Annotated in this window: 20 protein-coding genes; 9 read left to right on the forward strand and 11 right to left on the reverse strand. The window is 54.3% G+C overall.

Annotated features, from left to right (window positions below):
* Nucleotides 1–72 precede the first annotated feature (72 nt).
* The 3 genes from SK54_RS13160 to SK54_RS13170 form a co-directional block, all read right to left on the reverse strand.
* On the reverse strand, nt 73–1,728 hold the full coding sequence (locus SK54_RS13160; protein WP_017384001.1) for a glucan biosynthesis protein D: 1,656 nt from the start codon (nt 1,726–1,728) through the stop codon (nt 73–75).
* Between the two features lie 230 nt (nt 1,729–1,958).
* Nucleotides 1,959–2,732: an ABC transporter substrate-binding protein gene (locus SK54_RS13165; RefSeq protein WP_003857237.1), complete on the reverse strand. Its 774-nt coding sequence runs from the start codon at nt 2,730–2,732 to the stop codon at nt 1,959–1,961.
* A 10-nt stretch (nt 2,733–2,742) separates the two neighbouring features.
* Nucleotides 2,743–3,912: a pyridoxal phosphate-dependent aminotransferase gene (locus SK54_RS13170; RefSeq protein ID WP_017384002.1), complete on the reverse strand. Its 1,170-nt coding sequence runs from the start codon at nt 3,910–3,912 to the stop codon at nt 2,743–2,745.
* A 113-nt stretch (nt 3,913–4,025) separates the two neighbouring features.
* Here SK54_RS13170 and SK54_RS13175 point away from each other — a divergent pair, with 113 nt between their 5' ends.
* Nucleotides 4,026–4,868: a LysR family transcriptional regulator gene (locus SK54_RS13175; protein ID WP_015570561.1), complete on the forward strand. Its 843-nt coding sequence runs from the start codon at nt 4,026–4,028 to the stop codon at nt 4,866–4,868.
* Here the strand turns inward: SK54_RS13175 and SK54_RS13180 are convergent.
* A complete protein-coding gene (locus SK54_RS13180; protein ID WP_048247400.1) occupies nt 4,855–6,360 on the reverse strand; it encodes a carboxylesterase/lipase family protein in 1,506 nt (501 codons plus the stop codon). The two genes, SK54_RS13175 and SK54_RS13180, sit on opposite strands and share 14 nt — an antisense overlap.
* A gap of 42 nt (nt 6,361–6,402) precedes the next feature.
* The gene (locus tag SK54_RS13185; RefSeq protein ID WP_017384005.1) at nt 6,403–7,746 is read right to left on the reverse strand and encodes a 2-oxoadipate dioxygenase/decarboxylase HglS; all 1,344 of its coding nucleotides are present in this window, start codon (nt 7,744–7,746) and stop codon (nt 6,403–6,405) included.
* Between the two features lie 227 nt (nt 7,747–7,973).
* On the opposite strand from SK54_RS13185, the gene SK54_RS13190 reads away from it, so the two are divergent.
* Nucleotides 7,974–8,897: a LysR substrate-binding domain-containing protein gene (locus tag SK54_RS13190; RefSeq protein WP_015570563.1), complete on the forward strand. Its 924-nt coding sequence runs from the start codon at nt 7,974–7,976 to the stop codon at nt 8,895–8,897.
* A gap of 41 nt (nt 8,898–8,938) precedes the next feature.
* Here the strand turns inward: SK54_RS13190 and SK54_RS13195 are convergent, their stop codons facing one another.
* From SK54_RS13195 to SK54_RS13205, 3 genes are all read right to left on the reverse strand, one after another.
* Nucleotides 8,939–10,630: a methyl-accepting chemotaxis protein gene (locus SK54_RS13195; RefSeq protein WP_023296590.1), complete on the reverse strand. Its 1,692-nt coding sequence runs from the start codon at nt 10,628–10,630 to the stop codon at nt 8,939–8,941.
* A 159-nt stretch (nt 10,631–10,789) separates the two neighbouring features.
* Nucleotides 10,790–11,908, reverse strand: a complete 1,119-nt coding sequence (locus SK54_RS13200; protein ID WP_017693450.1) for an S-(hydroxymethyl)glutathione dehydrogenase/class III alcohol dehydrogenase — start codon at nt 11,906–11,908, stop codon at nt 10,790–10,792.
* 32 nt (nt 11,909–11,940) lie between these two features.
* Nucleotides 11,941–12,216: a metal/formaldehyde-sensitive transcriptional repressor gene (locus SK54_RS13205; RefSeq protein WP_003857256.1), complete on the reverse strand. Its 276-nt coding sequence runs from the start codon at nt 12,214–12,216 to the stop codon at nt 11,941–11,943.
* 605 nt (nt 12,217–12,821) lie between these two features.
* On the opposite strand from SK54_RS13205, the gene SK54_RS13210 reads away from it, so the two are divergent.
* The 6 genes from SK54_RS13210 to SK54_RS13235 all read left to right on the forward strand — a co-directional run bounded on the left by SK54_RS13210 (nt 12,822) and on the right by SK54_RS13235 (nt 15,685).
* On the forward strand, nt 12,822–13,133 hold the full coding sequence (locus SK54_RS13210) for a hypothetical protein (protein ID WP_017693451.1): 312 nt from the start codon (nt 12,822–12,824) through the stop codon (nt 13,131–13,133).
* Nucleotides 13,134–13,472: 339 nt separating this feature from the next.
* Complete coding sequence (locus tag SK54_RS13215) at nt 13,473–14,096, forward strand: hypothetical protein (RefSeq protein ID WP_017384009.1); 624 nt, start codon at nt 13,473–13,475, stop codon at nt 14,094–14,096.
* 168 nt (nt 14,097–14,264) lie between these two features.
* Nucleotides 14,265–14,537 (forward strand): ElaB/YgaM/YqjD family protein, encoded by a 273-nt coding sequence (locus tag SK54_RS13220; protein WP_003857263.1) that lies wholly within the window; start codon nt 14,265–14,267, stop codon nt 14,535–14,537.
* A 187-nt stretch (nt 14,538–14,724) separates the two neighbouring features.
* Nucleotides 14,725–14,964 carry a regulatory protein YcgZ gene (ycgZ, locus tag SK54_RS13225; RefSeq protein ID WP_003857265.1) on the forward strand — a complete coding sequence of 80 codons (240 nt, stop codon included), beginning with the start codon at nt 14,725–14,727 and terminating at the stop codon, nt 14,962–14,964.
* A 119-nt stretch (nt 14,965–15,083) separates the two neighbouring features.
* Nucleotides 15,084–15,383, forward strand: a complete 300-nt coding sequence (locus tag SK54_RS13230; RefSeq protein WP_017693452.1) for a hypothetical protein — start codon at nt 15,084–15,086, stop codon at nt 15,381–15,383.
* A gap of 23 nt (nt 15,384–15,406) precedes the next feature.
* Entirely contained in the window at nt 15,407–15,685 is a 279-nt protein-coding gene (locus tag SK54_RS13235) for a biofilm development regulator YmgB/AriR family protein (protein WP_017384011.1), read from the forward strand.
* An 84-nt stretch (nt 15,686–15,769) separates the two neighbouring features.
* Here SK54_RS13235 and SK54_RS13240 read toward each other — a convergent pair whose 3' ends face one another.
* Nucleotides 15,770–17,227, reverse strand: coding sequence for an EAL domain-containing protein (locus SK54_RS13240; RefSeq protein WP_017693453.1), 1,458 nt, complete (start codon nt 17,225–17,227; stop codon nt 15,770–15,772).
* 285 nt (nt 17,228–17,512) lie between these two features.
* On the opposite strand from SK54_RS13240, the gene SK54_RS13245 reads away from it, so the two are divergent.
* Complete coding sequence (locus SK54_RS13245; RefSeq protein WP_032667732.1) at nt 17,513–18,397, forward strand: hypothetical protein; 885 nt, start codon at nt 17,513–17,515, stop codon at nt 18,395–18,397.
* A gap of 33 nt (nt 18,398–18,430) precedes the next feature.
* On the opposite strand, the gene SK54_RS13250 is transcribed toward SK54_RS13245, so the two are convergent.
* Together SK54_RS13250 and SK54_RS13255 are read right to left on the reverse strand one after the other, a co-directional pair.
* A complete protein-coding gene (locus SK54_RS13250; RefSeq protein WP_015570567.1) occupies nt 18,431–19,606 on the reverse strand; it encodes an HlyD family type I secretion periplasmic adaptor subunit in 1,176 nt (391 codons plus the stop codon).
* Nucleotides 19,603–21,768, reverse strand: coding sequence for a type I secretion system permease/ATPase (locus SK54_RS13255; RefSeq protein ID WP_017384015.1), 2,166 nt, complete (start codon nt 21,766–21,768; stop codon nt 19,603–19,605). Before SK54_RS13255 ends, SK54_RS13250 begins: the two co-directional genes overlap by 4 nt.
* Between the last annotated feature and the right edge of the window lie 2 nt (nt 21,769–21,770).

Consider the following 21,770-nt stretch of genomic DNA (forward strand, 5'->3'; position numbering starts at 1 on the left):
CGCTAACGCTTACCCGGCCTACAAATGCGTCCAGAGCAGGCCGGGTCGCCACCCGGCACAAACCCATAAGGACTAGCGCATGATCCGGTCGTCAACGTAGTTACGTTTGTCCGGCGCGGGCGGGAAGTACTGATACAGCCAGGTCTCGCTGATGGCATCGCCCTGACAGCGCAGGAACAGGCGCATATCCACCGGCTCGGTGGAGTCAGAGGTTGGATACCAGTCAAACAGAATGCGATATCCGTCGAACGGCTCGACGTAGAGGATCTCCACCTGCTTCGCTTCACCGCTGGACAGGGTGATCACCGGCTCAATGCCCTTCGGTGCGGCGGCCTTCAGATCGCCCCCGACGAAATCAATGGCAAAGCGACGGGCCCACACTTTCGGGTAATTTTCACCCGGCGCCCAGCCCTCCGGGAAGCCTCCCATACCGGTACGGGTGGCGTAGACGTTTGCCAGCGGGGAACGCACCGGCGGCTGCGCGCTCCAGTAGAGACGGTATTTGAAGTCCAGCTCATCACCCGCCTGCACCGGTTTCTCTGGCTGCCAGAAGCAGACCACGTTATCGAGCGTCTCGCCGGTTGTCGGGATCTCCATCAGGGCAATGGAACCTTTCCCCCAGTTGTTGCGCGGCTCGACCCACAGGCTTGGTCGCTTGTTATACCAGCCCATGACGTCCTGGTAATGAGAGAAGTCACGGTCAAGCTGCAACAAACCAAAGCCCTTCGGGTTTTTATCCAGGTAGGCGTTAAATTGCAGCTTTTGCGGGTTGTTCAGCGGCCGGCAGATCCACTCCCCGTTACCGCGCCACATCGCCAGGCGGTCTGAATCGTGGATCTGCGGATGAATGGTGTCGCACATGCGGCGTTCGTTGTTGCCGCAGCTAAACATGCTGGTCATTGGCGAGATGCCGAGCTGCTTGATGTCTTTGCGCGCATAGAGATGGTTTTCGACGTCCATGATCACCTGGCTCTTCTCACAGTGGATCACAAACTTATAGGCACCGGTAATGCTCGGGCTGTCCAGCAGCGCATAGACGGTAAAGGTGGTATCACCCGGCTTCACGGTTTCAAACCAGAAGGAGGTGAAATCCGGGAACTCTTCCGGGGTGTCGGTAAAGGTATCCACCGCCAGACCACGCGCAGAGAGGCCGTACTGGTAGGTATCATCCACCGCGCGGAAGTAGCTCGCGCCCAGGAACGAAACGATATCGCGTCGCGCCAGCTCCGGCGCTTTAAAGACGCGGAATCCGGCGAAGCCGAGGTCGCTCTGCCCTTCAAGCTGGCGGGTATCCACGCCCGTATCGCCGTAGCTGAACAGCTCAGGCCGGAAGTGGATCTCACGCGCCTGAGAGGTGGTTTGATCCAGCGAGAACATGCGCACGCGGCGGCGGAACCCCATCCCCATATGGAAGAACTGGGCGTCCAGCTGACGGCCTTCAATGTTATTCCACAACGACTGCTTCTCATCGTAACGGATGGCGTTGTACGCCTGCGGCGTCATAGTGGCCAGCGTTTCCGGCAGCGGACGCGGCGCACCGCCCCACGCGGTTTTCGCCAGATCGTGCGCCATGGATTGCAGAACAGAGAAGTCAAAGCGACGGCTCTGACCGTCGGCAATGTCGGAGTCAGCAGCATACGCCGCCTGGGAAAACAGAGAAGCAAGGCCAGAAGTGCCGCTCAGGGCAGCCATTGCCAGGGAACCTTTGAGAAAACGTCTGCGATTCATGCCTGAGAAAACGTCCTTATGGTCGTGTGAATGAGTTTCGCGCGCAGCGAAATGACGGCAAGAAAGAACGCACAGCCTAAACAAAAACGGTTAAGAATCCAATTGTTGGCGGGTGATTATCTGAACAAACCGAGAAATATTTTCTGTCGACCAGAACGGCCTGAAAAAGGGGTAAAGTTATGTATAAAAGTGTCCCGGCTGGACATCGACAGCCGGGACCAACGAGGCGGTTATTTTACGCTGACATCGATACCCGGGAAGTACTTATCAGCCAGTTTAGCGATCGTGCCGTCGGCACGTACTTTATCAATTGCGGCATCAAGCTGCTTTTTGGTGGCCTCATCCCCCTTACGCAGCCCAAAGCCGATCCCACTGCCGAGGATGGTGTCGTCCGACACCGGTTTGCCGATAAAGCCAAACCCTTTACCCTGCGGCTTACTGAGGAAACCTGCCTGCCCGGCCGCTGACATGACCAGCGAGGCATCGATGCGGCCATTCAGCAGATCTCCCCAGGCCATATTCTGATCTTTATAAGACACCACGGTGACACCGTGCTTTTCCCAGTGCTCTTTGGCGTAAGTTTCCTGAATTGAACCCTGAAGAACGCCGATGGTTTTGCCCTTCAGCCCTTCGGGGGTAGCCTCTACCGCAGAACCGGCTTTGCCCACCAGCTGGGAGGGAATGCGATAGATGGGCTGGGTGAAATCAATGCTTTTGCGACGCTGTTCGGTGATGTTCATCGCCGAGTTTATGGCGTCGAACTTTTTCGCCACCAGACCGGGGATCAACGCATCAAACGAGGTTTCAACCCAGCTGCACTTCAGCGCGGCGGCTTTACAGATGGCATTTCCCAGCTCTACGTCAAACCCTTCCAGCTCCCCTGACGCATTGCGGCTTTCAAACGGCGGATATTCCGCCTCCAGCCCGTATCGCAACTCGGTAGCGGCAAACGACGAGAATGAACACAACAGTCCCATGCCGACAACTAACGCGCGTAATTTCATCTCAAATTCCTTAACGTGGTGTAACCCGACAAAGGGCCTGGGCACCTGCCCGTAACGTCGCCTCATCTTTCGCAAAAGAGAGACGGATTAACTTATTGTCCGTACCATCGGCATAAAACGCCGACAGCGGAATGGTGGCAACCCCGTACTCGACAATCAGCCTTTTCACCATCTCGCTGTCGCGCTCGTCGCTAAAGCCGCTGTAATCCGCCAGCAGGAAGAACGAACCGGCACTTGGTAGCAGCCTGAACGGTGAGTCGGCGAGCAAACTTTGCAGCAGATCGCGCTTGCGCTGATAAAACGCCGCCAGCGACAGCCAGGTTTGCGGATCGGTCATGTGTTCGGCAAACGCGTACTGCATCGGGGTATCGGCCGAGAACATTAAAAATTGATGGACTTTACATATCTCATCCATCAGCTCCGCGGGTGCCACACAATAACCCACGCGCCAGCCGGTGACGTGATAGGTTTTTCCGAAAGAAGAAATAATCACGCTGCGCTCCGCCAGCTGCGGGTGCGTCGCCATTCCGTGGTGCGGTTCGCCATCAAAAACGACGTGCTCGTACACTTCGTCAGACAAAATGATGATGTCGGTGTGGCGCGTCAGCGCTGCCAGCTGGTGCAGATCGGCGGCTGAAAACACCTGCCCGCTCGGGTTGTGCGGCGTATTGACGATGATCATCCGCGTGCGCGGGGTAATAGCCGCCCGTACTTCATCCCAGTTCACGGCAAAATCCGGTACCGTCAGCTTAATGGCGATCGGCGTCGCCCCTTGCAGACGCACAATCGGCGCATAGCTGTCAAAGGAGGGCTCGAAATAGATCACCTCATCCCCAGGATGAACCAGCCCGCTGATGGCTGAGTAAAGCCCTTCGCTGGCGCTGGCGGTCACCAGCACCTCACTCGCCGGGTCATAGCGTGTGCCATAGAGCGTGGCAATTTTGTCCGCAATGCGCTCCCTGAGCGGTTGCAGCCCGGTCATGGAGGCGTACTGGTTATGCCCTGCCTCCATGGCGCGGGTCACGCCGGTGATAAGTTTTGGGTCGCAGGAAAAATTCGGCGCACCCTGAGAAAGGTTGATGGCGTTATGCCGGGCTGAAAGCTGGCCGATAACGGTAAAAATGGTGGTTCCCACATCGGGCAATTTGGATCGTGTCTGCACCGGCGTTTTCAAAGTCATCCTCTGTCCCTTCTCGTGGTGAATGCATAACTATTCAAACAACAACTTCATTGCCGGGACAATCGAATTGTTGTCATAATAGCCATGACAAAAACGCATAGCTAAGGTGAGATATGTCGCGTCGATCATTTCCGCTCAATGCCGTAGAGACATTTATCGTGACCGCGCGTCACCTGAATCTAACCCATGCCGCCAGGGAGCTTTGTCTGACGCAGGGGGCGGTAAGCCGCAAAATCGCTTCGCTGGAAAGCTGGTTCGGCTTCCCGCTGTTCGAGCGCCATGCGCGCGGCCTGCGTCTCTCCTCTCAGGGAAGCGCCCTGCTGCCGGAGCTGCAATCTGCGTTTGAGCACCTGCTGAACGTTGCTGAACAGGCACGAACGCACCAGACCGTTATTCGTCTGAAAGCGCCTACCTGCGCGATGCGCTGGCTGGTGCCGCGGCTGCTACAGGTGGAGCGCGAACAGCCGGAACTCCAGATTGCGCTGACCACCACCACCGATCATAACGTCAATTTCAAAACCGAATCCTGTGACGCGGCGATTGTGTTTGGGACACACATGAGCGCCGGCGATCTGCTGTTCGAAGAGGCCTTAACCCCGGTGATGAGCCCGGTACGGGCCGGTTCTGCGCTGGAAACTCTCACCTTCCTTCACCCCACGCGGGACAAAACGGACTGGACGCTGTGGCTGGCGAAACAGCCGGGTCCGCCGCCAGCTATGCTCAAAAATCAACACTTCGAAACCATGGATCTGGCCATTACCGCCGCCATTCAGGGGCTGGGCATCGCCATCGCGGATGAAACGCTGGTGGAGGAGGACGTGCGCGCCGGACGGCTGATGCGGCCTTTTGACACAAGCATAAAGACGGGGGCGAGCTACCGGCTGGTATTACGCGACGCACCCGGCCCGGAAAACGGACTGGATGCGTTTCGCGCCTGTCTGCTCAGTCGAGGCTGACGTGGTGTTTCATCACCCGTTTGAAGAGGCTCATACGGGCACGCATGAAGCGGTTTTCAAGCCGAAAACCTGCATGTTTATTCACACCGATACGTAACAGCACGTCTCGCCCTTTCCGGCAGGCGGGCCAGCGCGTGGGCCCTGCCAGGCTATCGCGAGCCCCCGCATCCCGGGCGAAGCTCACCCAGTAGTCCGCCACCTGAGCGGCGAAGGCCAGATCGCGTTCATTTACATACTGCCGCGAGGGTTCCACCTGTCCAAGGGTATCGAACACGTAGGGCACTTCGTTGCCGTGCCAGGCGCCATTGATGTACGTCGCGTGCTCCGCTTCGGCCACATAATCAAACCAGTATCGCCAGCACAGGCCGCCCGCCCGCTGCTGCGCCTGCATCACTACGTATCCCATGGTGGTGAAGGCCATGTCGCGGCATACCTGCCTGCCAAGTTCCTCATCGCCCTTCACGCCAGGATAAAGCAGCTTAATCAGCCCCAGGCCAAAGCGCCGCTCGCGGCGAAGCTTCTGGATCTGCCCGGCCAGATCGACCCCGAACACCGACATCACGCTGGCTTCGTCGCTGTTTGACCCAATCATCACCGGTGCAGGATGCTGGCGGGCCGCGAAAAAGACGTCGAGCATGGCCTCAGGCAAAACGCAATCCCCCACGATGGGCGCAGGGGCGATATTCAGCGGCGAGGTCAGCGGCCAGAACGCCTCAGGCGGGAGCGCGCGAAGCTGTTCCGCGGTGGCATTGTGCAGGCCGAAATGGGCGGCAATCGCTTCGCCTTTATGCATGGCCTGCCCGCGTGGGGTGTCGGGCAGCGTGTACCCGCTTTGCACAATGGCTTTATGGAACAGTCCTCGCGCAAGCGGAGAGGCCATCAGCGACAGCACGCTGCGCGCGCCGGCCGACTCGCCAAATACGGTGATGTTCTCAGGATCGCCGCCGAACGCGGCGATGTTATCGCGCACCCATTCCAGGGCCTGGATCTGATCGAGCAGCGCAAAGTTATGCACCACGCGCTCTTCTTCCCCCTCCAGCGCCGGATGGGCAAAAAAGCCGAGGTGTCCGAGACGGTAATTGATCGTCACCACCACCGTGCCGCGCTTCGCCAGCGCCCTGCCGTTATACGGAGGCAGCCCGCCAGCGCCGAGGGTAAATCCTCCGCCGTGCAGCCAGACCATCACCGGAAGCGGATCGGCGCGTGCGACTGGCGACCAGACGTTAAGGTACAGGCAGTCTTCAGAGAACTGGCCGGGATCGCCGCCACCCAGCTCCTGACAGCTTTCGCTGCTCTGCCAGCTGGAGGCGGAGAACGCCGTCGCCGGACGTACGCCATCCCAGCGCGCGGGAGGACGCGGGGAGCGCCACCGCCACTGGCCTACGGGCGGTGCCGCATAGGGAATGCCGCACCACACGTGAGTATCGCCTTCAGTAAAACCAATCAATGCGCCCTGGCGCGTTTCAACCACAGGGGCGGAGGGATTTTCCATACCAACCTTCTTTTTCCATCACACCCTTGCAGAGTAACGGTTTCAGAGCAAACCGCAACGCTGTTTGCTGCGCGCTTCCGCCTCCTCGTAAAGCGAAAACTCGTCGTACACCGCACAGCCGAGCGCGGCTTCGAAGGCATTGCGGCTGGCATTGCCGTGGCTGCGCGCCTGCGTTTCATTGCCAAGATTCGACTGGAAGATCCCCGCCGCACTGACGGGCAGAAAATCCTCGTAGGTGATGGGCTGTGCCACAACCCAGCCCCGTTCGATCAGCGGCTGCGGATCGTCGCCGGGACGAAATGCGTGGCGATGCGCCTCACCTGTCGGGGTCAGACGGTAGCGGAAATAAGCCAGCCGCTGACGGCGCAGGAACATTTCGCTGTCCGGGAAGGCGCTGAAGATCTCGCGCAGGTGAAGCTGGTGGGTCAGGTTGTCTTTGCCGGTCCCGGCCTGATTTAACAGACTGTCGTACAGCTCGCGCCCTTTCGGCGTAAGGGCCACGCCGCGCTGCTCAATCTCACCGAAACGCGCGGTATGGGTGCCCTTGTGTTCTCCCGCGAAAAGCACCGGCTCCTCCAGCGCCTTAAAGCTGGTCTGGCGCAGGAGGATCGGCACCTCGCGGCGCGGCGGGCCTTCAATCAGAATTTTCGGCTCAATGCCGTACTTCGGCATTAGCTCCTGCACCCGGTCGATATCCAGCGTGCGCGGCGTGAGATGGTTTATATGACACCCCGGGAAACAGACCACGTCGGCAATCAGGCGATGTTCGTTGCTCAGCGCCAGATAGGTTTCCTGATCGACCGTCGCATGGCGATGCCAGCGGAAGGTTTCCAGGGCTTCCTGCACAAATTCGCGCGCCTGTGCCTCAGTAAAGTGTCCCTGCGCATCATGCAGGTCGATCAGTTCCAGGCAGCGCGGCGTAAAGATGTTGCGCCGGGAGAGGATCTCCGCCGCCCTTTCGCGCAGCGCAACGTTTTCAATCAGCTCCAGGCGCAGCAACGAGGTAAAAATGCGAAACGGATTACGGCAGAGCGCTGCATCGTCTGTCGGACGAAACGCCGTCGAGTGGACGGGCACGCCCGCCTGGGAGAGATCGTAATAGCTGACCGGATACATGCCCATAATGGCGAAGATCCGGCGCAGGGTGGAAAGCTCCTGCGCGGTGCCAACGCGGATCGCACCGTGACGTTCAACATTCAGGCGCGCCAGTTCGTCTGCGTTTGCCAGTTGTTCATGTAAAAGTGGGTTATTTTCCAGAACCGCCAGGTTAACGTCCGCCACCAGTTCCAGCAAGGTGCCGTACTGCGGAACTTCCTGCTGGTACATCGCCGACATAGCCTGCGAAAAGTGTTCCCGAATATCATCAGCCGTGATGGTGTTCGCCATGATGTCATGCCTCCAGTGAATACTACCTGGAGTGTAGAGAAGCCCGTTCCTTTCGTTGGGAAGAATTTACGAATTGTGATCCAGGCAGACCAGTGGTCAAAGCGTGGGCATTTTCGAAAAACGGTTGTAACTCAAATAGATCAAATGTTAAAAATATTTTGCTATCAGGTTATCAAATTCAAACATCTTAACTTGTCACCCGCGTCGCTCTGTTTTTAACATCGCCTATGGAAAAAAATGGTCTGTTCAGTCAGCGCATACGCTTGCGCCATTTGCATACTTTTGTGGCCGTCGCTCAACAGGGAACGCTGGGGCGAGCGGCTGAAACCCTTAACCTCAGTCAGCCTGCACTATCCAAAACGCTGAACGAACTGGAACAGCTTACCGGAACCCGCCTGTTCGATCGCGGCCGTCTGGGCGCTCAGCTTACTCTCGTGGGTGAACAGTTCCTGACGCATGCCGTTAAAGTTCTCGATGCCCTCAATACCGCCGGTCAGGCGCTCAACCGTAAAGAGGAGTCGGCCAGCGACATCGTGCGCGTGGGCGCGCTGCCAACGGCGGCGCTGGGTATACTGCCTGCGGCGATCGGCCAGTTCCACCGTCAGCAAAAGCACGCCACGCTTCAGGTCGCGACCATGAATAATACCATGCTGCTGGCGGGCCTGAAGTCAGGCGAGCTGGATCTGGGCATTGGGCGGATGTCCGATCCGGAACTGATGAGCGGCCTGAATTACGAGCTGCTGTTCCTGGAATCGCTGAAGCTGGTCGTGCGTCCGAATCATCCCCTGTTGCAGGACACCGTGACCCTGAGCCGCGTGATGGAGTGGCCGGTGGTAGTCTCACCAAAAGGAACCGTTCCGCGTCAGAATGCGGAGGCGTTGCTGCAAATGCAGGGCTGCACGCTGCCTTCCGGGTGTATTGAAACGCTTTCGGCGTCGCTGTCGCGCCAGCTTACGGTGGATTACGACTACGTGTGGTTTGTGCCGTCCGGCGCGGTGAAGGACGATCTGCGACGCGGTGTGCTTACGGCGCTGCCGGTAACATCGCCCGGCGCGGGAGAACCGATTGGGATCCTGACGCGGGTAGATGCCCCGCTCTCTGAAGGCGCCCAAACGCTGTTAAGCGCCATTCGTAAATCAATGCCTCTCTGACCCTAAACGCAGAACCCGCCGCGAGGGCGGGTCTGTCTTACTCAGAACGTTTCCCAGTTATCACCTGAGACGGCCGCCGCCGGGGTTAAAGGCGCGGATTTCGCTGCGGTTGCAGGGGCTGTAGTCCGTCCAGCCCCTGCCCCGATGAGACGAAACGCGCCAACAGCCTCCGTCAGACGTGCGCCCTGCTCTTCCAGCGAGGCCGCCGCCGCAGAAGCTTCTTCCACCAGCGAGGCATTCTGCTGCGTCACCTTGTCCATCTCGGAAATCGCCTGGCTCACCTGAACAATGCCGCGGCTCTGCTCATCGGACGCCGCTGCAATCTCCAGCATAATATCGGTGACGCGTTTAACCGCCTCGACGATCTCATTCATGGTATTGCCCGCCGCAACCACTTCCCCGGAACCCTGATCGATAAGCGACACAGATTCATTAATCAGGCTTTCAATCTCTTTCGCCGCATTCGCGCTGCGGCTTGCCAGGGTGCGGACTTCACTCGCCACGACCGCAAAGCCGCGTCCCTGTTCACCCGCACGCGCCGCCTCGACCGCCGCGTTGAGCGCCAGAATATTGGTCTGGAACGCGATACTGTTAATCACGGCGGTAATTTCAGAGATCTTCTTCGAGCTGGTGGAAATATTACCCATGGTTTTCACCACGCCGGAGACCATCTGCCCCCCGCGGCTGGCCTTACCGGAGGCATCTTCTGCCAGTTTACTCGCATGATGCGCGTTATCGGCGTTCTGTTTCACCGTCGCGGTGAGCTGCTCCATGCTGGCCGCCGTCTGTTCAATCGCCGCCGCCTGCTGCTCGGTACGGGAAGAGAGATCGGTGTTACCCGCGGAGATCTCGCTGGTTCCACGATAGATCTCCTCCGCCCCTTGCCGCACGGTGCCCACGGTTGTCACCAGCGCGTGCTGCATCGTTTGCAGATCGCGCGTCAGGCGGCCAATTTCGCTGCGTCCGGTCGGTTCGTCCGGCATGGTCAAATCGCCTTTTGCGATATTTTCGATACGCGTAGCGGCTCGCTGGAGCGGGTTTATCACCGTACGGCGCAGCACCACAAAGGTGATCACCGCCAGCGCCAGCGCCAGGCCAAACGCGCCGAACATAAACATCAGCCCCAGCCGGGTGCGGGTGTGAGCCTGTGCCGTCAGCGCGTTGGCGCGTTCGGTGCGGATTTTTATCGCCTTCAGCAGCACCGCGTTATAGGCATCGTCCAGCGGACGCGCGGTCTCATTTTCGTGGTTAATAATGGCTTCAAACATGCCATTTTTGGCATATTTCAGCATCGGCTGCATACCGGCGATGTAGGCGTCATAGCGGGCTTTCAGATCGCCATCCAGCGCTTCATCAGCCGGGGTGCGAACGGTGCGCTTCATATAGGCGGCAAATCCATCCTGCGACTGCCTGATGCGGGTCTCAGCCTCAGCGATGTTTTGTTTCATCGCCTCCATCTCCGCGATACGGCTCGCCGCCCCCGCGTGGATCATGTTGATACGGGCGGTACGTAAATGGTTGGAACTGTTTGACAGACCGGTGCGCACCTGGATTTCTGCCGTGACATCCTGCTGATCGTTATCGGCCTGGAGCAGGAAATAGCCTGCCAGACCCGAGCTCAATGCAAACAGGAGAATAATGCCACCGAGAATGGAGGAAAACAGCGGAACCAGCCGGATGTGATGCAAGAAACTCAGCTTAGGCTGCGCCTGCATCGATGTTGTGTTGTCCATGACCGTCGACTCTCTTATAGGTAAGATGCGTAATAACACGCCTGTAAAAGAGTCATCGGCACGCCAGGGAATTAAATTACGTCTAAAAGCGCCGGACAGGTCACACTTTAGAGAAGATCAGGGAAGAAATGCCAGCGGAAAAAACCGCTGGCAGAATAATCAGTTGTCGCCGAAATGGATAACAGTGCGAATGGATTTTCCTTCGTGCATCAGATCGAAGGCTTCGTTGATCTGCTCCAGCGGCAGGCGGTGCGTAATGAACGGATCAAGCTGAATTTTACCGACCATCGCATCTTCAACCATGCCCGGCAGCTGAGTACGGCCTTTCACGCCGCCAAATGCTGACCCGCGCCATACGCGCCCTGTCACCAGCTGGAAGGGACGGGTTTTGATCTCCTGACCCGCGCCGGCCACACCGATAATGATGCTCTCGCCCCAGCCTTTGTGGCAGCACTCCAGCGCTGAGCGCATTACGTTGACGTTGCCGATACATTCGAAGCTAAAGTCCACGCCGCCGTCGGTCAGCTCAACGATCACGTCCTGAACCGGTTTGTCGTAGTCTTTCGGGTTGATAAAGTCGGTCGCCCCCATCTCACCTGCGAGCTTAAATTTCTCCGGGTTGGTATCCACAGCAATGATACGCCCAGCTTTCGCCTGTACCGCGCCCTGGATAACCGCCAGACCGATCCCGCCCAGGCCGAACACCGCCACGGTGTCCCCCTCTTTCACTTTCGCCGTGTTATGCACCGCGCCGATACCGGTGGTGACACCGCAGCCGAGCAGACAGACTTTATCCAGCGGGGCCTGCGGATTCACTTTCGCCAGTGAGATCTCGGCGCACACCGTGTATTCGCTGAAGGTGCTGGTACCCATGTAGTGATAAATGGGCTCGCCGTTATAGGAGAAACGGGTGGTGCCGTCCGGCATAAGTCCTTTGCCCTGCGTGGCGCGCACGGCCTGGCAGAGGTTAGTTTTGCCGGATTTGCAGAACTTACACTCGCCGCACTCTGCGGTGTAGAGCGGGATCACATGGTCGCCGGGCTTCAGGCTGGTGACGCCTTCACCCACTTCCACCACCACACCGCCCCCTTCGTGGCCGAGCACCGCCGGGAATACGCCTTCCGGATCGTCACCAGACAGGGTAAACGCATCGGTATGGCAAACGCCGGTGTGGGTAATTTTGATCAGCACTTCGCCTTTCTTCGGCGGAGCAACATCAATTTCAACGATTTTCAGCGGCTGGCCTGGGCCGAACGCGACAGCTGCGCGAGATTTCATGATGTCTTTCCCTTGTTGTGAGGTGTGTGGGTTTATTTTAGATAAGAGCGCAGTAAATGGCCGACTTCCGCCATCCGCACTGCCCGCTGATCCGGGGTGGTCTCCCCCGTCACCAGCTCATCTTTGAGGTGAATTTCGACCATTTCACCCATCAGGCCATTGGCAGCGCCGCGCACGGCGGCAATTTGCTGCAAAATGGCGAGACAGGGATCGCCCGATTCCAGGGCGCGTTCAAGGGCATCAACCTGGCCCCGAATGCGGCGGACGCGAGTCAGAATACGTTTTTTATCTTCGGGTGAATGCGGCATACGCCCTCCTGATACTATAGGGGGGTATTGTATCTGTTAATACGATTTTATGTAAACATGAAGTTTAGTGTGGGTTTTAAGTAGAGCCGTAGGTAATGTGAAAAATCAGCGTCTGGAGTTAATATTGGTGACTCGCTGATATACCAGAAGTGGGCAATCAGGTGCGTCATGAGCGAAAAGTAGATTGGATAAATCCATGGCAGACATGCACTGCTCCTTTAAAATTAACGTGTTGGTCGTTCTTGTTATTAAGTGTAATGCAGGTGTGGTACAGATGAAGACATACAACGTCATTCTCCCTTAAAAATCCTACTTTTAAAGACTTGTGCAAGCACACTCCCCCCACTAAAGAATGTAGGTGTCATAAGAATACGAAAAAGAATAGACTAATACATGTTGGACATATTTATCTTTGATAACATTTAGCCTGTAGTAAACAAAATAAGTCGGATACAGCATGTTCGGACAGAAAACATTGCTGAAACTGGTTCGGATCCGGTTTATCTAATAGAATTTCTATACACTTTGATAAATATTACTATCACAATTGGGTTTTACAAATTGAATTCGGATCACAACGCTTCATCATTAAGGAATGACTAAGTATGAAAAGAATTGTTCTCGCCTCTTTGGTTTTATCTTTTTCGTTATCTGCTAACGCAAATCAATTAAGCATTGATGACCAAATTAATAATGCTTGCGCTAAGGCCTTAAGCGGTGACAAAGAACCTTTGGGTGACTTCCCGCCAGATAGTTATGCTGCAACAGTCAGTCCGAAAGTTAAAGATGCTTACAACGAAGTTTTAAAATCTCGGTCCTCTATTGTAAACGATCAGAGTTTACAGAATGCAACCAGTTGCGCCAACCTTGTTAGAGATAAACTGAAATCAAAAGGTGAGTACACAGAAGAAAAATAATTGCCAGGGTGGAGAAACAGCATTTTTTGTGGAACTGAACGCTTTCTCTATCAGAGTACGTTCTTAAGAAAATATCGACAAGATAGTTCCGCAGCTGTGTTTTCCACCTCTCGCTGGTCCCTCAATACCCTAACATCCCGTTGCCAGAAGGCACCCTCCGTAATGACAGCGCCCGCCTAAACAGCACAGACGAGTCTGACGATATTTACGCTTTCGTCTCGTCGTGACCAACCTTATTTAGCTCAAAATGTTAAAAATCCGCACTTATATGGCACAATGTGAACAGAAATAACATTCTCGTCACCTAACATACTCGCTACAAACAAAATGGTGGTGTTAATGATTGTACTAAAGAGCTTTTTATTCTTCGTTGGCGCAGCGGCCGCTTGCGCACTTATCGTACTGTGTCTTTGGGTTGATATGCGGTTTGTCGGCCATGATATTCCGGAATTATCACTGACCGAAATTATGCAGGAAACGGTATTAGCGACTATTGTCTTTCTCCATTTTCGTCTGGCGAAAATGGACGAATCCATGCGTTACTGTAATATTCTGGTGGGCGGATTTTTCCTGACAATGCTAATTCGTGAACTGGACGCGCTTTTTGATCTCATTTCTCATGGGAGTTGGGTGTGGTTCGCGCTGATTACCGCTCTGCTGGCGTTAATTCGCCCCGTTATGCATTTTCGCGCTACCCTGGAACAGCTGGCAAAATATACCCAATCCCCCTGGTACGGCATTCTGTTGAGCGGCCTGCTGGCTGTACTGGTCTTCTCCCGCCTCTTTGGAATGCAGGTGCTGTGGCACGACATCCTGGAGCATGGCTATATGCGTGTCGTGAAAAACGCCGTGGAGGAAGGTTCGGAATCATTCGGCTATATGCTGTGCCTGGCCGCATCCCTTGGCTATTACGTTACCTTTCACACTCACGCACGGCAGAAACAGTCTCTTCGCGCTGCGTAGAGAAAGATGGCGAGGGAAATATTTATCAACGACATTTTTTGGACGTTGTGGTGGTCATGTAAGAAAGACATGTCCTAAAAAGGGGCAATCTGCCGTCGAATTCAGCGAATTCTCGCTCACTGCTGCAATCAGCGTCTATTCTTAGACTACCAACAAAAGGAGGCTGGAATGTCTGATTTCGACACTGATAAAAATGCACAGTACGCTGGCGATAAAGCCAAAAACAAACTTGATGAATTATCCGGCTCTGCGCAGCAGCAGTTTGGTGAATTCGTTGATTCCCCTAAACACCAGGTGAAAGGTGCAGCGAAAAAATATGCTGCCCAGGCCAGTGATGCCGTCTCGGATGTCACTGAAGCCGTCAGAAACAATCCCTTAACGGGCTTAATCGCTGCGGGTGCGGTAGGTATCGTTCTGGGACTTCTGCTGGGACGTAAATAATTTCAGGCCCTTCGGGGCCTTTCCTTTTCCCTTCTTTCCTGCTCTTTCCCCCCCTATAGTTGATAGTTTTCCTGACAAAAACACGATCCACGTGAAAAGTTGTACAATTTTAATGTACAGATTTGATCGAATAGTATAAATTCAATGCCACTGATGTTACAAAATTGTTTGTTAACGGTGGAAAATTATGCGTCGCAACCATGCTCCCTCTACAGCAGAAAGCGCTATCACCTTGTATTTTAACAAGGATAATGTCCCAACACAGCAGGAAACCCTTGGTGCTATCGTCAGTGAGATCATCAAAGAAAATGTACAACTGAGCAGAATGACAATCTGTACAAAGCTGTTGCGCAGAATTGAAGAGTCAACGTCTGACGTTGAGAAAGCGCACTATAACGGTCTGATAGCCCTCTTCTTCGAGCGTTAACCTGAACACTGTTTTTTTAACTTACTAAGTTAGTCATGCTGAGTGAGAATAGAGCTCCTGAATGCGATGACTAACCCCATGCTACAGCCTGCTGCGTGTAGCAGAGTGAGATTGAAGCTATGCATAGAACTAAATTTGAACGACTTAAGGATGACCTTATCGGTGAGGCCGTATTATCCATACTGAAAGAGAACGGACCTATTACCTTTGTGTCTCTTGCTAATCGCCTGCGGGCGATGGCTAACGTTGAATCAAATGATGAACGTAAAAATGCATTGATTGCCGCTGAAGATGAAGTGCGCCAGCGTGTAACCGGCGTCTCGCACGACCGGGGAAGAGTGATGGGCGATTATGAAATTGGGCGCATGCGCTCTCTCTTTACTCACAACACGCTTCTGACCCCAGACAAGAAACACTAATTTTAACCGAAACGGTGACCACCATGAGTAAAGCGATTATGCAGCAGACGTATAATTTTGAAGCCCTGCACGATAAAGAACTGGCGGAACATTTTCTTAATGCTGGAAAGCATCTCAGTGGTGAGGTTGAAGTGTTGGGCTCGGCAATACGCTGTATTATGCTGACCGGTGACAATCTCTCAAATAAAGAGATTATCCTGCAACTGATTCACGCCCTCGAAATTACCGAGGAGCCCGAAGCCTGCGATGTCATTCGAAACACGCTTGAAATTGTTGTCGGTTTTACGCGCGATGATATCTGATAACAGATTATTGCCCTGGTGAGTGACTGTTTTTGCTGGTGGTCGAAGAGTTAAGTCTGTCGTACCACCAGTATAGTGAAGCCATTAACTAAATAGCCGTACCATTCGATCCAGCTCATCTTCTTTAACCGCCCGGGAAAGATAATATCCCTGGAAGCGCTTAACCCCTAATGCGACAAGTTTTTCAAATTTTTCTTCGCTATCGACGCCTTCCGCAACGCATTCCCTTCCCGTCATGTCGCTGTATATCTGTATCGCTTTAATAATGCTATTGTCATTGTCGTTAGCAACAAAGTGCTCGACTATATCGCGGTCAAGCTTCAGTCCATCAACATTAATCTGTCGGATGGGTAACATAGCGTAATTTCTGGAAAAGCAATCATCCAGAAACAGCCGGCATCCCTCGGCGCGTAAACGCTGGAGAGTGACAGGAATATTTGGATCCTTTGTTACATCAATGGTTTCAGCTAATTCGAAGACAAGTTTCCCGGCCCACTGCGGTTTCAGTAACATTTCAACGGCTTTTTTCGCCATTCCCGGCAGCGCGTTCCCGGCAGCCAGTTGAGGAGGAATATTAACCGAAAAATAATATTTTCCATTGTATCTGTTGATACCTGACACGGCCGCGTGAATGACTAACGCCGTCAGCTTGAGCCAAATTTCGCCATTTTTTATCCCATCCAGAAATTGGCCTGGTTTCAGGACCTGACCGTTTTTATGCCAGCGCAGCAGAATTTCAAAGCCCACTCCTTTTTTATCGCCATCGGTAATAATTTGATAAGCCGCAAAGATTTCCCGCTTATGTAACGCCTGCAATATATTTATTTCTGCTTCCGAAAACCCCTGCGCTTTGTTCTTTACTGCACAGACCTCATCCCTTAAGACACGTGCATCGCTAAACCACACTCTGATAAGATATAATTTACCCAACCCCACTTTACGATGAGTATAAATGGTTTTATCTGACAAACCTAACCTCGCTGACTGCTCTTTTATCGAAATACCTCGATAAAAATTCAGCAATACGGTTAATTCACGTTTTGATAAACCATGCAGGCTTTCCTTACCTTCTTTCTGAGGTCCTTCACGCAATAAACGTGACGAATCGGCATGCACATCAGAAATACTCTCTACACAATTCATTACCTCTGAAATATTCGCCACCCTGATCCTCGACAACGATTTGGTATTATTAACGAGACTTTTCAGCGTGGCATAAAGCCATCTCTCTGGTATTGCACCATACAGGGTCACGCTACAAATAACCGGCAGTGCATTCAGAACCGAGACCAACCGTTTCAGGCTTTCAAGAAAGGCAGTCACGTCGCGACCAAGAAAAACAGAAATATCAGGCTGTTGATTTTGCATCATTTTTTGCACATCACCTGAGCAAACTTCATCATCTTCAAAATGGAGCCGCGTGACGTTTACGCCACGAGACTTGAGAAGCAGGCTATACCCCTCGAAGGTGAAACCGCAGGCTGAAATAACGAATCGTTGCTTGTAGCAAGTACCTTGCATAAAAGGTAAGTTTTGAGACATAACCTGCTCCTGAGAATGCAAACATCATTCCCAAATGTGATTAAAGCCAATATTCTTTGTCGCATTGAATAATTTTACCGCACCCCATTTGGTTAATAAACCGTTATCAATGTTATGCACGGGAACATCTTTGCGTTAATCAACCCACTCATCCATATGCAGCATAAATATTACTTTCTTTTCATATAACGACAGTAAATATGCACTTCACAAGGTATAATGAAAATTCCGAAAAAGAAGACCGGACACTTCATCTTATCGGCCCAGACAAAAAGAGAAAATGCTATGGATAATCACATTTCATCCAGGGCTTTGCTACATCGAAGGGATGTTATTAAAAACAACCCGCGATTTGGTGAAGCTATAACAGAGCACTACAGAATCAATGATGCCATTTATAAAAAACAACCCTTGTTCTACAAAACGATGCTTCAGGAATCACGCTTCAACATAATACTGTCAATGTGTTGTTTTGTTTTTGGTAATCAGGCTGAGTCAGTTTCAGAGATAAAGGCACTGTGTACCCGCTATAATATCGCCAGTCCTAACAGTGTTATCGCGATCATCACCATACTTAAGACCACCGGGCGAATTAAGACCTGGCGCTGTACCGAAGATCGCCGAAAAACAAAAATCGCGCCAACGGAAAAAGGACTGGATGAGCTGAAACGCTATATGTCCGGGGCGTTTACGCCTGTCAGCATTCTTTTTCCGACATTCAACATTAATGTTAACCTTCTGGACAATGACATTTTGAGGCACAACTTTTTCCGGCGCGCCGCAGAGTACCTTTTCCGCGGATTAACATTCAGGAAAGTGCTTCCGGAGGTGGGTTTATTTATTGATAAGGATGGTGGCCGAATGATTATGCTCTATCTCTATTTGCAGGCCATTAAAAACAAAACAGCACACGGTGCCATAATAGCGTATTCAGCCAGCACACTGGCAAAAGAATTTTTCGTCTCGCGTATCCACGTCAACCGCATTATCAAATCGGCGCAGGAGGCAGGTTACCTTAAAGATCGCGGCGATGGCCGGATGTCAATTTACCCGGCATTTATCGAGCTGGTCGAAAATTATGCCGGATTATATTTTGCGTATGTCACACATTACATCAACGTGGTACCAAAAGAACGACGCCATGCTGTCAACATGACGCCTACACTCTGATCTGACGGGCGTTCGGTTTGCTGAACGCCTTTTTTACCGCTCGCGCAGCGCCTCTTTTGCCTTATTCAACGGTTTCAGCAGATAATCAATGACGGATTTACTGCCGGTTTTGATATCAACCGTGGCTATCATGCCCGGGAACACCGGAAATTCCTTGCCCTGCCTGTTGGTCAGATGGTTACTGTCTGTACGGATATAAACGCGATAATAATAAACATCCCGTTTCACCTCGTCCTGAAGGGTATCCGGGGAAATCATCGTCACCTCCCCTTCCAGCCCGCCGTAGATGGAGTAATCATAGGCGGTGACTTTCACCAGCGCTTTTTGCCCGGGATGGATAAACGCGACATCGCGCGGCGAGATTTTCGCTTCTATCACCATCTGGTCATCAAGCGGTACCAGGCTCATCAGTTTGCCGTTCGGCGGGATCACCCCGCCCACCGTCGTCACGTCAATGTCCTTCACGATGCCACGCACCGGCGCATTAAACGTTAAGCGGGTGAGTGAATCTTCGCGTCCTTTCATGACCGAACGCTGCGCTTCCATTTCCGCGTTCGCTTTTGCCAGTTCTTCGCGGGCGCGAACGTAGTACTGGTTTTTCATTTCGGTGATTTTGCTCTCCAGCTCATTTTTTTGACGTTCAAGGCGTAAGACTTCGACCTTACTGGCCGCCCCCTGCGTCACCAGCGGGCGCGTTAATGCCAGTTCACGCTGCACGAGATCTGCTCCCTGGCGTAAACCCGCCAGCCCTTTTTCAAGGCTTTCACGACGTGACTGATAAAGCGCCGTTTCCTGTTTGACCAACTCAACGTCGTCATCCAGCTCTGCCGGAAATGTCAGCCCGGTGTCGTTTACCTCAGCATTCAGACGCGCGGCCGTCGCCATCGCAGCGTTTAATCGAGACTCGCTCTCCAGCACGCTGGACTCGGTTTTCGTCCGGTCCAGTTGGGCAAGCTGTTGACCACGCTCGACGATATCGCCTTCGCGCACCATCAGACTGTGGATAATCCCCCCTTCCAGGGACTGGATCACCTGCTCGTGGGAGGACGGGATCACCTTGCCGCTACCCGTCGTGACCTCATCCAGCTGGAACAGGCTGGCCCAGGTAATAAAGAACACCAGCAGGGCAAACAGCGACCATGCCACCAGCGACGAACGCGGCAGGCGCGGCTCCTTGAGCCGGCTGTTAAAGCGGGAGAAATCATTCATGCCACGCCCTCCGTTTTCAGTTTAACCGTGCGCTGCGGCGCCTGCTGCGGGGCCATTCCGTGCTGGCGTAAAATGGCATCACGAGGGCCATCCATCACCACTTTGCCGTTTTCCAGGACGATGATGCGGTCAACCAGGTCCAGAATCGGCAGACGATGCGTCGCCACCACCAGCGTCCGGCGCTTACCGAGCCACTGGTGCAGATGCTGGATAAACTGCTTCTCGCTGACCTCATCCAGCCAGGCGGTGGGTTCATCCAGCAGCAGAATATTCGGCGAGGTGATCAGCGCGCGCGCCAGCAGCAGCGCCTGACGCTGCCCGCCGGAAAGCCCCGTTCCGCCCTCATTGATGATGGTGTTCAGCCCCATTTTCTGCTTGCGCACAAACTCCAGCGCGCCGCTGTTGACCAGCGCCTGATGGATTTCCTCGTCTGTCGCCAGCGGATTACCCATCAGGATGTTGTCGCGTACGGAGCCGAAGAACAGCCGCGCCTGCTGGCTGAGCAACTGCATGTCGCGGCGCACGTCGGCCGGGTCAAGATGATTGAGAGCAATATCGTCCAGCAAAATGCTGCCCTGCTGCGGCTCCTGCATTCCCGCCAGCAGATGCAGCAAGGTGCTTTTCCCCGAACCATTCCGCCCGAGCACCGCCACGCGCTCTCCGGCGCGAATGCGCAGTTTGCTGATATTCAGCACGGTAAGCTTCTCTTCTTCATCGTAATAAAACCCAACGTCGTCCAGCCGATAATCACCGCGCAGATGGGCTTTATGCACTTTTTTGCCGTGCTGGGGATCGTCAATCGGGCGCTGCATCAGGTCATCCAGTCCCTTGCGGGCCACCTTTGCCGACTGCCAGCGGGAGAGCACGCCGGAAATCTGCGACAGGGGCGCGATGGTGCGGGACGCCAGAATCGAGGTCCCCACCAGCGCACCGGTGGTCATGTCGCCGCTGATAACCAGATAACACCCCACCAGCAGCACCACGGCGTAGACGATAGACTGCACCTCCTGGGTCCAGGTCAGCAGCAGCCCCGTCAGCCAGCGCTGCTTCATGCCGACGCTCGCGGCAACGTCATTGGTGTTATTCCACTGGTTCTGGAACCTCTGCTCGGCGCGCATTAGCTTGATGTCCTCAAGCCCCTGCACCGCTTCCACCAGCGTGGCGTTACGAATCGCCGATTCACGCATCCCTTCGCTGGAGAGTTTTCCCAGCGGGCGCTGCACCAGCAGGCCGGGAATGAGCAGCAGCGGTACGGCCAGCAGCACCACCAGCACCAGCGGGCCGCCAATCATCCACAGAATGAAGACGAACAGCAGGAAGAACGGCAGATCGGAGATAGCGGCAATGGTGGTGGAAGTGATCAGCTCCCGCACCGACTCCAGCTCGCGGATCTGGGCGATAAACGACCCGGTCGATTTCGACCGTGCGCCGTTTTTAATCCTCAGGGCGTGGGCAAACACGCGCTCGGAAATACGCAGGTCGGCGCGTTTCCCTACCACGTCCGAAATATGCACCCGCAGCATGCGCATGATGAATTCAAACACGATGGCGATCATCACACCGCCAAACAGCACCCACAGCGTGGCCTCCGACTGGGACGGCACCACCCTGTCATACACCTGCATGGAAAAGACCATGCCGGAGAGCGCCAGCACGTTGGCGACCAGCGCCACCAGCATTATGTCGCTGTAACGACGCCAGTCTTTCAGCGCCAGCTGCCAGAACCAGTTTTTCTCATAGGGTTTGATGTAATCATCCACGCGCGCATCCGGCGTGGACTCCAGGGGACGCAGCACCATCAGCCCCTTTAACCGCGAACCGAGTTCGTCGCGCGTCAGCGTCGTCTCCAGGCCCCCGTCGCCGCTAAACTGCACGCTGACGTTCCCTTCGTTGTCCATACGGTTGATGACCGCAATTTGCCCGCCGGTGAACTCCGCCAGCAGCGGTAAACGCCACGGATCGAGTGCTACGGCTCCCGCCGCCACCCAACGCATCCCCAGCCCAAGCTGGCGCGCCATCTCCTCCAGCACCAGCTGGCGTGGAGACTGGCTTTCATGGTTAATCGTGACCCGAACATGCTCCGCCGAAAAATCCAGCCGATAATATTTCGCGATGATGAGCATGCCCTGCAACCAGGGTTCGTACTGTGGATGTGTCTTCATAA

Source organism: Enterobacter sp. MGH120, from assembly GCF_001037725.1.
GTDB lineage: Bacteria > Pseudomonadota > Gammaproteobacteria > Enterobacterales > Enterobacteriaceae > Enterobacter > Enterobacter hormaechei_C.